The following is a 12830-nucleotide window of genomic DNA, read 5'->3' on the forward strand; positions in this document are numbered from 1 at the left end:
CCGTACGCGGGCTGGAGGTAGAGACCAATGGAAGTCTTGGACGAAGGAACCGGTGAGTTCAAGCCGCCCGATCCCGACGGCGTGCGGGAGTGGGTGAGGACGCACAAGGAACGCAAGCCGATCGTCAAGCTGATGACGGAACAGGAAGCCGTGTCGCGCTTTGTCGAGGACGGCGACTACATGGCCTACGACCAGAACGTCGCTTGCAGGGGCCCCTCGTCGCTGTTCCGGGAGATCATCCGTCAGCGCAAGAAAGACCTGTGGATCGCCGCCAAGTTTAGCTGGTCCGATACGAGCCTTCTGGTTGCCGGCGGCTGCGTGAGCAAGGTCGATGTGGGCTGGATGGAGACCGGCGCTATCGTCAATAAGGCGTTGCATGAGGGGCGCGTCAAGTTCATCGAGTGGTCAAACGGCACCCTGACCTATCGTCTCCTCGCGGGCTCGCTCGGGGTACCCTACCTGCCGATGCGATGGCTGGGCGGCACCGATACCTTCAAGAAGTCGGGAGCGAAGCTGGTGAAAGACCCGTTCACCAACAAGCCAATCGTCGTCGTTCCCGCCCTGAACCCCGACGTCGCTATCATTCACGCCCATCAATGCGACATCCACGGCAACGCCCGCATCTTCGGCGCCGGCGTAGCGCCCAAAGAGATCGCGATGGCCTCCCGCAAGCTGATCATCTCGACGGAGGAGCTCATCAGCAACGAGGAGATCAGGCGGGAGCCTCAGCGCACGACCATCCCATATTATCTTGTCGACGCCGTGGTGTACGCGCCTTTCGGCACCTACCCCGGCAGCACGCCCGGCCGCTACGCCGCCGACTTCGAGGCCGTGTTCGAGTTCGCGATGGCCCAGATGCAGGGCACCGTCGACCAGTACCTCGACAAGTACGTCTACAGCGTCGCCTCGCACGAGGAAATGCTCGACAAGAGGGTTGGCGCCGCCAAGTTACTGCGCCTGCGCTCCGAGGAGCTTATTCGGGAGGGCTACCTATGACAACCGAGATCACTTTCACCGACCTCGAAGCCAACATTTGCAGCATTTCCCGGCTCATCGAGGAGGACAAGCTCTACTTTGTGCAGATGGCGGGCCCGCCCCTGTTCGCGGCGCTGCTCGCCAAGAGGACGCACGCGCCCAACGTAGGCTACCTGGTGGAAGAGGGCGCCATTACCCCCAGCCCCAGCTTCCCGCTCCCTCGCATGATGCTCGGGGCCGGCCGCTCCCACTTCCGCTCCGTCGCCTGGGAAGGGATGAACATCGTCGACGCCCACTCCTGCCTGGGGTACGCCGACTACGGCATCCTCTCCGCTGTCCAGATCGACAAGTACGGCAACTTCAACTCCACCATCCTCGGGCAGGACTACGACAAGCCCGACCGCCGCTTCGGCGGCCCCGGCGGCGCCAACGAGATCGCCTCCACCGTATGGCGGACGATCATCATGACCAAGCTGGAGAAGCGTAAGTTCGTGGAGAAGTGCGACTTCGTCTCGTCGCCCGGTTACATCGACGGCTCGCCGGGCGCCCGAGAGCGCGCCGGTATGCCGCCGAACACGGGCCCGTACAAAGTGGTCACCGAGAGAGCGATCTTCGGCTTTGATGAGGAGACCCACGTGATGCGCCTGGAGGCGGTTGCCCCCTGGATCACGGTCGACGAGGTGCTGGAGCGGATGGAGTTCAAGCCCCTCATCGCCGAGAAGCTGGACGTGCTGCAGCCGCCGACCGAAGAGGAGTTGGCGATTATCCGCGCCGAAATCGACCCCGGAGGCTACACCCTCTCGCGCGGCGAATGGATCACGGCGACCGTATAGGGCCCGGTCGGCCGAACACCGGGCTTCCCATTCGACCCTCAGTTAGCACAGGAGAGAACGAATGACCGACAGCGAGGAGAAGCCGGCGAAACAGATGGTCCCCCTCAGACAGGGGATGTTTCGCCTGCCCGAAAAGCCGGACGGCAAGCCCATCCTCATCGGTAGCCGCTGCCCCGACTGCGGCACCTACTTCTTCCCCCGCCGCTACGTCTGCCTCACGTGCTATCGGCAAGGCCTCGATGAGGCAGACCTCAGCACGCGGGGCAAAGTGTGGACTTACACCATCGCCCGCCAGACGCCGCCCGGCTCCATGATCGAGGCGCCGTACGCCATCGCTGTCGTGGAGTTGCCGGAGAAGGTGGCGATCGAGACGGTGCTGACCGATGTTGACCTGGATGCCGTGCGCGTGGGAATGGACGTCGAAATCAAGCTTGTCAAAATGAAGGAAGACGAGGAAGGGAACGACGTCGTCTCCTTCATGTTCAGGCCGGTCAACAGCCGCTGATTCGAAGGGTTCTCCGAGGAGGAGCGAAATGAGCGACAAGAGAGTTGTGGTGCTCGGGGTGGGCCTTCACCCCTTCGGCCGCTTTCCCGAAAAGAGCATTAACGAGCTGGGCCGCACTGCGGGCCTGGAAGCGCTGAAAGACGCGGGAATGGACTTCCGGGACATCGACGCCGGTTTCTGCGGCCGGGTCGTCGCCGGAAGCGGCGTCGGACTGAGCGTCTTCGGCGAGCTGGGGCGAACGGGCCTGCCCGTTACGAACGTCGAGCTCGCCTGCGCCAGCTCCTCCCGCGCCGTTGACCTCGCCGCCAACTCGATCCTGGCCGGCATCTTTGACACGTGCATGATCATCGGCGTCGAGAAGATGGGGCGCGGCATGCTGCCCGTCGGCATGAACGCAGGGGGCGGCGTCAGCTTCCAGGGCGCGATGGGCCTCGCCCTCATGCCCGGCGCCTACGCCCTCATGGCGCAGCGTCACATGGCCCTCTACGGCACCAAGCCGGAGCACTTCGCGCAGGTATCGGTCAAATCGCACCGCAACGGCGTCCTCAACCCCTACGCGCAGTACCAGGCGCCTCTGACGCTGGAAGAGGTGATGAACTCGCGCATGATCGCTGATCCCATCACCCTCTACCAGTGCTGCCCGACGAGCGACGGCGCGTCGGCGGTGATCATTTGCTCGGAGGAGAAGGCGCGGCGGTACACCACGAAGCCCGTCTTTCTCGTCGGCTGGGGCGGCGCTACCCCTACTTACACGCCGGGCGAGGTCGCGCTGTCCGAAGGCCCGACCGAGATGCTGGCGAAAAAGGTGTACGAGATGGCGGGTCTCGGGCCGGAAGACGTCGACGTATGCCAGTGCCACGACGCCTTCACCCCCGGCGAGATACTCACCATCGAAAACCTGGGCTTCTGCAAGAAGGGCGAAGGCGGCCCCTTCGTCTGGGAGGGCGGCACGGAGATCACGGGCAAGAAGCCGGTCAACACCGACGGCGGCCTGCTGAGCCGCGGCCACCCCATGGGCGCGACGGGCGGCGCAATGATCACCGAGATCGTGCGTCAGTTGCGGGGCGAGGCAGGCCCGCGCCAGGTAGCCAACGCGAAGGTGGGCATCCAGCACAACGCCGGCGTCGGCGGCATCGAGATCATGATCTATCAGACGTGAGGCGGCTGCGCTGGCCATCTCGAGCGCACATTCCTCGTTGACGCTAGCCCCCCGGCGATTGTAAGATTGTGCAGAAATGCGCAATCAAAAAGCAGCGAGAGGGAACGTGGGGCTGTCGGCAGACAGCATCCCCCAGGTGGTGATCGACCGCCTGCCCGTGTACGCGCGCATGCTCTCGCTTCTGGAAAGCCAGGGGCGGCAGGTTGTCAGCTCGCAGGAGATGGGTGAGCACCTCGGCGTGACGCCGGCGCAGATCCGCAAAGACCTCAGCTACTTCGGCCGATTTGGGAAGCAGGGCCGCGGCTACAACGTCCGGCGTCTGGGCGAGGAGCTGAGGAACATCCTGGGACTCGACAGGGAGTGGGCGATGACGTTGGTCGGCGTGGGCGACCTGGGCCGCGCCATTCTCTGTTATCGCGGCTTTCCCCTGGGCGGCTTCCGCATCACCTCCGCGTTCGATTGCGACCCCGTTGTCGTGGGCGAGAAGGTGGGTGATGTTGTCGTTCACGACGTGAGCCAGTTGCGTTCAGTGTTGCGGCGGCACCCCGCTGACATCGGCATCGTGGCGGTCCCCGCGAGCGCTGCGCAAGAGGTCATCGACCGGCTGGCAGAGTGTGGAGTGAAGGCGATACTGAACTACGCGCCCATTTCGCCGCGGGTGCCGCCGGACGTCATTGTGCGCCACATCGAACCCGTGCTCACCCTTCAGAGCATGACCCACTACCTGAAGGAGTGCGGCAGGGCGGAGGCCGTCTCCTAGAGACTGGCCACCAGCGATTCCTCTTCCGTCGGCAGGCTCCGCTTGATCACGTCCAGATGCTCGAGGGCGATTCCCGCGCCTACCGCGGTGCAGTTCATGGGGTTCTCGGCGATGTGGCAGGGCACGCCCGTCTCCTGCATGAGGAGCACGTCGATGTTACGCAGGAGAGCGCCGCCGCCGGTGAGGACGATCCCCCGGTCGATGACGTCGGAGGCCAGCTCGGGCGGCGTTTTCTCCAGCACGGAGCGCACCGCCTGCACGATGCTCGCTAGGCAGTCCTGGATCGCCTGGGTAATCTCATTTGAGGTAGTTATGGTTGTTTTGGGGAGGCCGCTTATCTGGTCGCGGCCGCGGATCTCCATCGTCATCTCCTCCTCCATTGGAAGGGCGCTGCCGATGGCGATCTTTACCTCCTCCGCCGTCCTGTCGCCGATGATGAGGTTGTGACGCCTCTTGATATAGGCGGCAATCGCGTCGTCCATGCGGTCGCCGGCCACGCGCACTGATTCGCTGACCACGATCCCGTACATCGAAATCACCGCCGCCTCAGTGCGTCCGCCGCCTATGTCGACCAGCATATTGCCGCTCGCCGATCCTACGGGCACTCCGGCGCCGATAGCCGCCGCCAGGGGCTCAGGCACCAGGTGCGCGGGCCGTCGCGCTCCCGCCTGCTCGGCGGCGTCCCGCACGGCCCGCTGCTCGACGCTCGTGACTCCGGCGGGTATGCAGACCATCACCTCCGGCTTGATGAGGTTCAGCCGGCCGAGCGCCCTGCGGATGAAGTAGCGGAGCATCGACTCCGTGATGAGGTAGTCGGCGATGACGCCGTCGCGCATGGGCCGCACGACGGAGATCGCGCTTGGGGTCCGTCCCAGCATAATGCGGGCGTCGTTGCCCACAGCGACGACCGTGTTATCGCGGGGCGCCAGCGCCACGACGGAGGGCTCGTTGACCACGATCCCCTTCCCCTTGACGTACACGAGCACGTTCGCCGTGCCCAGGTCGATCCCCAACCTTTTCGTCAACATCAGCCTCTCCGAGCCTAGGTCATCATGATGACACTTGCATCAGACCCGCTGCACCGCCGCTCCCAGCGACCTGAGTTTCTGGTCCAGCGCCTCGTATCCTCTGTCCAGGTGGTACATATCGCTTATTTCGGTTTCTCCGCTTGCCGCCAGCGCGGCCAGCGCCAGCGCCGCTCCCGCCCTCAGGTCGACCGCGCGCACCGACGTTCCCACAAGACGGGTCGGGCCGGTTATGATGGCGGTGGTGCCGGAAGTGGTCACCTCCGCGCCCATCTTGCGCAGCTCGCTGACGTAGAGCAGCCGGTTCTCGAACACCCGCTCGTAGATCGAGCTCACCCCGTGCGCCTGGGTCAGCAGCGCGGCCAGGGGCGCCTGGAGGTCGGTAGCCAGGCCGGGGTAGGGTACCGCCTGGGCGTTGATCGCCTGCAGGCTGTCTTTTCCCCGGACAAGCAGATTGCCGTCCCTCTCTTCGATGTCGACGCCCGCCTCCCGCAGCTTCCAGAGCAGCGCATCGAGCTGCCGCGGCACCCCCTCGATGATCTCGACCTCGCCCTTCGTAATGGCGGCGGCGATGGCCAGCGTGCCCGCCTCGATGCGGTCGGGCAGGATGCGAAAGGTCACGCCACGGAGCTTGTCGACGCCTTCGATCTCGATGGTGTGCGTGCCGGCGCCGGATATGCGCGCTCCCATGGCGTTCAGCATGTCGGCGAGGCTGGCGATTTCGGGCTCGGAGGCGGCGTTGACCAGCGTGGTGCGCCCTTCCGCCAGAGATGCCGCCATCATCAGGTTCTGAGTGCCGAGCACGCTGGGGTAGTCCAGGAATATGCGCGTCCCCTTGAGCCGCTCTGCCCTGACGATGAATTTGTCCCCCTCCCGCTCGACGTTGGCGCCCAGCATGCGGAAGCCGATGAGGTGCACGTCCAGCGGACGCAGGCCGATAATATCGCCGCCCGGGGGGCAGCAGGCGCCCTCGCCGAAGCGGGCAAGCAACGGGCCGGTGACCAGAAAGCTGCCGCGGAGGTTAGTCGCCAGATCGCTGGGAGCGGTGAGGGTGTGGATATCAGCGGCGCTAACGCGCAGGGAGGAAGCGCCGGTCTGCTCCACTTCGGCCCCCAGACTGCGCAAGATGCCCGCCATCGATTTCACGTCGCCGATGTTGGGCACGTTTTCCAGGCGGCACTCTTCGCCCGTCAGCAACGTGGCCGCCATCGCGTGAATGGCGGCGTTCTTGTTGCCGCTCGTCCGCACCCGGCCTCGAAGCCGGCGCCCCCCCTCGATGAGAAAGCGGTCTCCAGACAAAGGCTGCTGTAGCTCCTGCGGTTTTCCCATAAACTACCATTACGGGCCTGCCACTTCAAGCAAGAGAGGGGATAAGAGGTCCGGCGACCCGCCGCCGCCGACAATCAAGTGGATGGGGGCGCCGTCCGTTTGTCGGTTTTCTTTCCGTTGACAGGCTGCGCGCATGACGGACGTGCGCAGGTCTGCCATGACCGGGCTTCGGCGGAAGCGCTGGCCCCGTGGTGATTCCTGCTGCCGGACGGGTGGAAAGGACAGGCGGGCAAGAACGGAAACGGAAAGGAACTAGACTCCGCCCGCCTGTCCCCCTCGTCGTCGCCTGCGTTCGGCGACCTTCAAGCGCGCGAGAGAACGGCGGAGCGCCGCCTCCGCCCGCGCAAGGTCTATCGCCTCTGCCCGCGATCTCAGCCGTTCCTGCGCCCGGCGGCGGGCTTCCTCCGCCCGCGCGATGTCGATCTCTTCCGCCCGTTCCGCCGCCTCGGCGAGGACGACGACGCAATTGTCCCGCACCTCCAGAAAGCCGCCGGTTACGGTCAGACTGGTCTCCTCGCCCGCCTTGCGAAGGCGGACCTCACCCGGCGTGAGGGTGGTGATGAGGGGCGCGTGAGACGGGAGTATGCCCAGTTCGCCCTCTATCCCCGGCGCTATGACGACGTCCAGATCGCTGTCTGAGAAGACCACCCGTTCGGCCGTGATCACTTCGATGCTAAGCTTGGCCATCGTCTTTGCCCCTACTCGCGGCCTGCCGCCGCCAGCCGCTCGCCTTCCTCCCGCGCCTCTTCGATCGTCCCCACCATCCAGAACGCCTGCTCCGGCAGGTCATCGTGCTTACCTTCGAGGATCTCCTTGAAGCCGCGTACCGTGTCGCGTATCGAAACGTAGCGGCCCGGACGCCCCGTGAACGCCTCGGCGACGAACATGGGCTGCGACAGGAAGCGCTGGATCTTGCGCGCCCTCTGCACCGTCAGCTTGTCCTCCTCGGAAAGCTCTTCCATGCCCAGAATGGCGATGATGTCCTGAAGGTCTTTATAGCGCTGGAGCACCTGCTGCACGCCCCGCGCCACCTGGTAGTGCTCCTCGCCGATCACGTTGGGGTCGAGGATGCGCGAGAACGAAGTCAGCGGATCGACGGCCGGGTACAGCCCCTGCTCGGCGATGGAGCGCTCGAGGGCTATGACGGCGTCCAGGTGCCCGAACGTCGTCGCCACGCCGGGATCGGTGTAGTCGTCGGCGGGGACGTAGATCGCCTGGAAGGAGGTGATCGATCCCTTGTGCGTCGAGGTAATGCGCTCTTCGAGGTCGCCGATCTCCGTCGCCAGCGTCGGCTGATAGCCCACGGCGGAGGGCATGCGCCCCAGCAGCGCCGATACCTCCATGCCGGCGAGGGTATACCGGTAGATGTTGTCGATAAAGAGGAGGACGTCCTGCCCCTCTTCGTCGCGGAAGTACTCGGCCATCGTCAGGCCCGTCAGGCCGACACGAATGCGAACCCCCGGCGGCTCGTTCATCTGTCCGAAGACAAGCACCGTCTTCGAGACGACGCCCGATTCGTTCATCTCCTTCCAGAGGTCGTTGCCTTCGCGGGAGCGCTCGCCCACTCCGGCGAAGACGGAGGTGCCGCCGTGCTCGGTGGCGATGTTGCGGATAAGCTCCATGATTACGAGCGTCTTGCCGACGCCGGCGCCGCCGTAGGCGCCCACCTTGCCGCCCCTCGTGAAGGGGGTAATGAGGTCGATGACCTTCAGTCCCGTTTCGAGCATCTGCGTCGTCGTCGCCTGCTCCTCGAAGGACGGCGGCTGTCTGTGGATGGGCCACCGCTCGGTCTCCGGCACTTCACCCTGCATGTCGATCGGCTCGCCGAGGACGTTGAAGAGGCGTCCCAGCGTCGGCGGGCCCACCGGCACCTTGATCGGCGCGCCGGTGTCGATGGCTTCGGCGCCCCGCGCCAGGCCGTCGGTGGAGCCCATGGCCAGGCAGCGCACCCAGTTGTTGCCCAGGTGCTGCTGCACCTCGACCACCAGCCTGCTCCCGTCCATCGGTATCTCTATGGCGTTGAACAGAGGCGGAAGCTCTTCCGGCGGAAACTCGACGTCCACAACCGTGCCGATTATCTGAACAACCTTCCCCTTGGCCATGCTGACCTCCGTACTACTGGCTCGTTCTCAGGGCTTCGGCGCCGCCGGCTATGTCGAGCAGCTCCTTGGTGATCGACTCCTGGCGCGCCTTGTTGTAGGCAAGCGTCAGGTCTTCCACCATCTCGTTCGCGGCGTCGGTTGCGCTGCGCATCGCCACCATGCGCGCCGACTGCTCGCTGGCGCTCTTCTCCAGCACCACTTCGTATATCTGCCGCTGCACGTAGAGCGGCAGCAGCCTGTTGAACACGTCGACGGGCGACGGCTCGTAGATGTACTGTATCGGCCGCTCCACGCCTCTGGGCACCTCTACCGGAAGCAGGAGCCTGCTCTCCGGCCGCTGCACCATCGTGTTGACGAACAGCGGGAATATCAGGTGCACCTGGTCCACGTTCCCGGTCACGTATTCATCGATGATGAGGCGGGCGATGGGGTTGATGTCCTCGAAGCTGGGGTAGTCGTCAAGGTTGGTGAACTCGGCGATGAGGGGGACGCCCGTCCGCAGGAGAAAGTCGCGGCCCTTGCGCCCGATTGCGATCGCCTGCACGTTGACGTCCTTCTGCTCGAGGATGAAGCCGGCGGCGAAGCGGTTGATGCTAGCGTTGAGGCCGCCGCATAGGCCGCGATCGGTGCTGATGACGACGACGGCCATGTTTCTGACGTTGCGGCGCTCGAGCAAAGGGTGTGGCGCTTCGAGCCGCAGGCTTTCGATGCTTTCCTCCAGGTCGATGAGCATCTCGCGCATCTTGTCGGCGTAGGGGCGCGCCGCGAGGGCGTTGAGCTGCGCCCGCCGCATCTTGGAGGCGGCGACCATCTCCATCGCCCGCGTTATCTTCGCGGTGTTGGTGACGGAGCGGATCCGCCTGCGTATTTCACGGATCGTCGGCATGATGACTTATCCCGTCCACTGATGGGGAACGGAGGTCTCTTCTCGACCCCCACCTAAAGGTGGGGGCATGAGGCGGGCCCCACTCCGGCTAAAGGCGGGGACATTGCCCTCGATGGGGCATGCCCCAGCCTTCAGGCTGGGGTGCCGGCAGCCCAGGCAGGGCCTGCGTATTTCACGGATCGTCGGCATGATGGCTTACCAGGTCAATGGCTGGGGGGACACCCCCCAGGTCTCCCGTCAGGGGGCTCCGCCCCCTGAACCCCCGGCTGCTAGTAGGGAACTGTCTCCTTGAACTGCGCGATGGCCTTCTTCAGCGACTCCTCGATCTCCGGCGTGATCTCCTGTTTCTCCTCGATGCTCCGCCCGATATCCGGGTGGTTGCTTTCCATGAAGCTGAGGAACGCCGTCTCGAAGTCGCGCACTTTCTCCACGGGCACGTCGTCGAGGTAGCCGTTGACGACCACGTACAGTATCTCCACCTCCTGCCGCAGCGGCATCGGGTTGTACAGCGGCTGCTTTAGCACCTCTGTCACCCGGCGTCCGCGTTCGAGCTGGTTGCGCGTGGCCACGTCGAGCTCCGCGGCGCCGAACTGCGCGAATGCCTGCAACTCGCGGAACTGCGCCAGGTCGAGCCGCAGCCGGCCGGCGACCTGCTGCATCGCGCGCCGTTGCGCCTTCCCGCCCACCCGCGACACTGAGAGTCCGGCGTTGATGGCGGGACGTATACCGGCGTTAAACAGGTCCGTCTCCAGGTAGATCTGGCCGTCGGTGATGGAGATGACGTTCGTCGGGATGTAGGCCGAGAGGTCGGCTGCCTGCGTCTCGATAATGGGAAGAGCGGTGAGCGAACCGCCCCCGAACTCCGGCGCCATCTTCGCCGCGCGCTCCAGCAGGCGGCTGTGCAGGTAGAAGACGTCGCCGGGATAGGCCTCGCGGCCCGGCGGACGCCGCAGCAGGAGCGACACCTGGCGGTAAGCCCAGGCGTGCTTCGACAGGTCGTCGTAGATTATAAGGGCGTCGCGTCCCTGCTCCATGAACTCCTCCCCCATGGCCGCGCCGGCGTAGGGCGCAAGGTACTGCATGGGAGCGGGGTCGGAAGCGCTGGCGGAGACGACGATGGTATGCTCCATCGCGCCGTGCTCCTCCAGTAAGGCGACGATCTGCGCCACTTTCGACTGCTTCTGGCCGATGGCGACGTAGATGCATGTGAGGTCGCCGCCCTTCTGGTTGATGATTGTGTCGATGCCGATGGCAGTCTTTCCCGTCGTGCGGTCGCCGATGATGAGTTCGCGCTGGCCGCGCCCGATAGGGGTGATGGCGTCGATGGCCTTGATGCCCGTCTGCACCGGCGTGTTCACCGGCGCCCGCATGATGACGCCCGGGGCGATTCTCTCGACGGGGCGCGTCTTCTCGGCGTTGATCGGCCCCTTGCCGTCGAGCGGCTGGCCCAGGGGGTCCACAACGCGCCCGATCAGCGCATCGCCGACGGGGACTTCCACCACCCGTCCCGTCGAGCGCACTTCGTCGCCCTCGCCCAGGGAGGCGTAGTCGCCGAGGACGATGATGCCGACGGTGTCTTCCTCCAGGTTGAGGGCGAGGCCCATGGCCCCGTTCTCGAACTCGACGAGCTCGCCAGCGAGGGCGTTGCGAAGCCCGTGGACGCGGGCGATGCCGTCGCCGGCCTCGATGACGACGCCCACGTCGACGGGGGCGACCTCGGCGCCGAAGCGCTCGATCTGCTGCTTGAGAATCGATGCTATCTCTTCCGGCCGTACTGCCATGATTCCTTCTCCGCTGCTACATCAGGACCGGGTCCCTGTCGTCGCTTTCTCCCGCCTCAGGAGGTCTGTCCCTCCAGTTGTTTTTTCAAGGCCAGCAGCCTGCTGCGGACGCTGCCGTCTATCAGGGTATCGCCGATGCGCGCCACCAGGCCGCCGAGGATGCCGGGGTCAACGCGCGGCGCCACGATGACCTGCTTACCCGTCATTTTGCTGAGCCTTGCCGCGACCGTTTGCGTTTCGTCGTCGGACATCGGCACCGCCGTCGTTACGGTAGCTCGCGCGATGCCGCGGTGCTCGTCGAGCAGGGCGTGGAACTCCTGCCGTATCTGGTCGGCGAGGCCGACGCGGCGCTTGTCGACCAGGAGCTGCGCCAGGTTCATCGCGCGGGGGTTCACGTCGGAAAGGGCGGCTTCCAGCAAGGCCCGCTTGTCGGCGTCCGTAGCCTTATCGCTTTGCAGGAAGGCCGCTGCCCGTGGCTCGCCCATCAGTGTCGTCAGCGCGTCCAGGTCTTCCGCCCAGCGTTCCACTTCTTCGAATTCGAGCGCGACGGCAAATGCCGCCTGGGCGTAGCGTTTGGCCGCTGCCTCTGTCCTCATATAAGTATACCTCTATTAAGAGGGAGCGCCCCTCTTAACGCAGACTAGAAAACGGCGCTCTCCTTAAGAAGCGCCGTCCTTTGACAAACCGGACTCCGCCAGCACCTCGTCGATGAGGCGCTGGTGCGCCTTGCGGTCGAGGGACTGGCCGATGACCTTCTCGGCGGCGGCGATCGTCAGGTCGGCGAACTCGCGCCGTATCTGCGAGATCGCCTCGTCGCGCTCGAGCTGGATCTCGTTGCGTGCGCGGGCAAGCAGCGCCTCGCCCTCCGACCGCGCCTGCTCGCGGGCCTCGTCCTGGATGCGCGCCGCTATCTGTTGCGCCTGGCCGATCAGGGCCTGGCCCTCCTGGCGGGCCTCTTCGAGCCGCTTCTGCACCTCGACGTCCGCCTGCGCCGCCTGCTCCTTCATCCGCTCCGACGCCTCGAGCCCTTCGCGGACGCGCCGCGAGCGCTCCTCCATCATGCGCATGAACGGCTTGTAGGCGACAAAGCGCAGAATGGCCAGCAGTATGGCGAAGTTTATGAGCTGGGCCAGAAGTCCGGGGATGTTTATTCCCAGGGCGTCCAAAGTCGTTCTTCCCCCTTTGACCCCACCACGTCGGCGGCGCTTAGAACACGAAGCCGATCATCACCGCCACGACGAGGGCGTAGATGGCGATAGCCTCGGCGAAGGCGATACCCAGGATCATGTTGGTCGTGATCACGGGCTGCGCCTCCGGGTTGCGGCCCAGCGCCTCCATTGCCCTGCCGGTGAGCATGCCGATGGCGAGAGCGGGGCCGATGGCGCCGATGGCGATGGCGAATGCCGCGCCGAGAAACCTCATCGCCTCGTCGCCTATCTCAAGAAGTGGTAGCAAGTTGACCAGGTCCATCTCTC

General features: G+C 65.2%; 14 protein-coding genes. 5 read left to right on the forward strand and 9 right to left on the reverse strand.

The features are described 5' to 3' along the window. The first annotated feature begins 27 nt into the window (after nt 1–27). The 5 genes from QME71_02310 to QME71_02330 all read left to right on the forward strand — a co-directional run bounded on the left by QME71_02310 (nt 28) and on the right by QME71_02330 (nt 4232). On the forward strand, nt 28–996 hold the full coding sequence (locus QME71_02310) for a CoA-transferase (protein MDI6857131.1): 969 nt from the start codon (nt 28–30) through the stop codon (nt 994–996). Further along, the gene (locus QME71_02315; GenBank protein ID MDI6857132.1) at nt 993–1808 is read left to right on the forward strand and encodes a CoA-transferase; all 816 of its coding nucleotides are present in this window, start codon (nt 993–995) and stop codon (nt 1806–1808) included. Before QME71_02310 ends, QME71_02315 begins: the two co-directional genes overlap by 4 nt. 61 nt (nt 1809–1869) lie before the next feature. Next, nucleotides 1870–2313, forward strand: coding sequence for a Zn-ribbon domain-containing OB-fold protein (locus tag QME71_02320; protein MDI6857133.1), 444 nt, complete (start codon nt 1870–1872; stop codon nt 2311–2313). A gap of 28 nt (nt 2314–2341) precedes the next feature. Then, complete coding sequence (locus QME71_02325) at nt 2342–3472, forward strand: thiolase family protein (protein ID MDI6857134.1); 1131 nt, start codon at nt 2342–2344, stop codon at nt 3470–3472. A 106-nt stretch (nt 3473–3578) separates the two neighbouring features. Next, nucleotides 3579–4232 carry a redox-sensing transcriptional repressor Rex gene (locus QME71_02330; GenBank protein ID MDI6857135.1) on the forward strand — a complete coding sequence of 218 codons (654 nt, stop codon included), beginning with the start codon at nt 3579–3581 and terminating at the stop codon, nt 4230–4232. On the opposite strand, the gene QME71_02335 is transcribed toward QME71_02330, so the two are convergent. The 9 genes from QME71_02335 to atpE form a co-directional block, all read right to left on the reverse strand. Continuing rightward, the gene (locus QME71_02335; GenBank protein MDI6857136.1) at nt 4229–5257 is read right to left on the reverse strand and encodes a rod shape-determining protein; all 1029 of its coding nucleotides are present in this window, start codon (nt 5255–5257) and stop codon (nt 4229–4231) included. The two genes, QME71_02330 and QME71_02335, sit on opposite strands and share 4 nt — an antisense overlap. Nucleotides 5258–5299: 42 nt before the next feature. Next, the gene (murA, locus tag QME71_02340) at nt 5300–6586 is read right to left on the reverse strand and encodes a UDP-N-acetylglucosamine 1-carboxyvinyltransferase (protein MDI6857137.1); all 1287 of its coding nucleotides are present in this window, start codon (nt 6584–6586) and stop codon (nt 5300–5302) included. Nucleotides 6587–6838: 252 nt separating this feature from the next. Continuing rightward, nucleotides 6839–7273, reverse strand: a complete 435-nt coding sequence (locus QME71_02345) for a F0F1 ATP synthase subunit epsilon (protein MDI6857138.1) — start codon at nt 7271–7273, stop codon at nt 6839–6841. An 11-nt stretch (nt 7274–7284) separates the two neighbouring features. Continuing rightward, nucleotides 7285–8688, reverse strand: a complete 1404-nt coding sequence (gene atpD / locus QME71_02350) for a F0F1 ATP synthase subunit beta (protein ID MDI6857139.1) — start codon at nt 8686–8688, stop codon at nt 7285–7287. A gap of 13 nt (nt 8689–8701) precedes the next feature. Then, entirely contained in the window at nt 8702–9574 is an 873-nt protein-coding gene (atpG, locus tag QME71_02355; GenBank protein MDI6857140.1) for an ATP synthase F1 subunit gamma, read from the reverse strand. A 269-nt stretch (nt 9575–9843) separates the two neighbouring features. After that, a complete protein-coding gene (atpA, locus tag QME71_02360; GenBank protein MDI6857141.1) occupies nt 9844–11355 on the reverse strand; it encodes a F0F1 ATP synthase subunit alpha in 1512 nt (503 codons plus the stop codon). 56 nt (nt 11356–11411) lie between these two features. Next, on the reverse strand, nt 11412–11951 hold the full coding sequence (locus tag QME71_02365) for a F0F1 ATP synthase subunit delta (protein MDI6857142.1): 540 nt from the start codon (nt 11949–11951) through the stop codon (nt 11412–11414). 63 nt (nt 11952–12014) lie between these two features. Then, entirely contained in the window at nt 12015–12521 is a 507-nt protein-coding gene (gene atpF, locus QME71_02370; GenBank protein ID MDI6857143.1) for a F0F1 ATP synthase subunit B, read from the reverse strand. 40 nt (nt 12522–12561) lie between these two features. After that, nucleotides 12562–12777 carry an ATP synthase F0 subunit C gene (gene atpE, locus QME71_02375; protein MDI6857144.1) on the reverse strand — a complete coding sequence of 72 codons (216 nt, stop codon included), beginning with the start codon at nt 12775–12777 and terminating at the stop codon, nt 12562–12564. Between the last annotated feature and the right edge of the window lie 53 nt (nt 12778–12830).

The sequence above is a fragment of the Dehalococcoidia bacterium genome (assembly GCA_030018455.1).
Taxonomy (GTDB): Bacteria; Chloroflexota; Dehalococcoidia; order DSTF01; family JALHUB01; genus JASEFU01.

Coding starts and splice junctions, on each gene's coding strand:
- QME71_02310 (MDI6857131.1), top strand. CDS start 28: ATGGAAGTCTTGGACGAAGGAACCGGTGAGTTCAAGCCGCCCGATCCC.
- QME71_02315 (MDI6857132.1), top strand. CDS start 993: ATGACAACCGAGATCACTTTCACCGACCTCGAAGCCAACATTTGCAGC.
- QME71_02320 (MDI6857133.1), top strand. CDS start 1,870: ATGACCGACAGCGAGGAGAAGCCGGCGAAACAGATGGTCCCCCTCAGA.
- QME71_02325 (MDI6857134.1), top strand. CDS start 2,342: ATGAGCGACAAGAGAGTTGTGGTGCTCGGGGTGGGCCTTCACCCCTTC.
- murA (MDI6857137.1), bottom strand. CDS start 6,586: ATGGGAAAACCGCAGGAGCTACAGCAGCCTTTGTCTGGAGACCGCTTT.
- QME71_02345 (MDI6857138.1), bottom strand. CDS start 7,273: ATGGCCAAGCTTAGCATCGAAGTGATCACGGCCGAACGGGTGGTCTTC.
- atpD (MDI6857139.1), bottom strand. CDS start 8,688: ATGGCCAAGGGGAAGGTTGTTCAGATAATCGGCACGGTTGTGGACGTC.
- atpG (MDI6857140.1), bottom strand. CDS start 9,574: ATGCCGACGATCCGTGAAATACGCAGGCGGATCCGCTCCGTCACCAAC.
- atpA (MDI6857141.1), bottom strand. CDS start 11,355: ATGGCAGTACGGCCGGAAGAGATAGCATCGATTCTCAAGCAGCAGATC.
- QME71_02365 (MDI6857142.1), bottom strand. CDS start 11,951: ATGAGGACAGAGGCAGCGGCCAAACGCTACGCCCAGGCGGCATTTGCC.
- atpE (MDI6857144.1), bottom strand. CDS start 12,777: ATGAGGTTTCTCGGCGCGGCATTCGCCATCGCCATCGGCGCCATCGGC.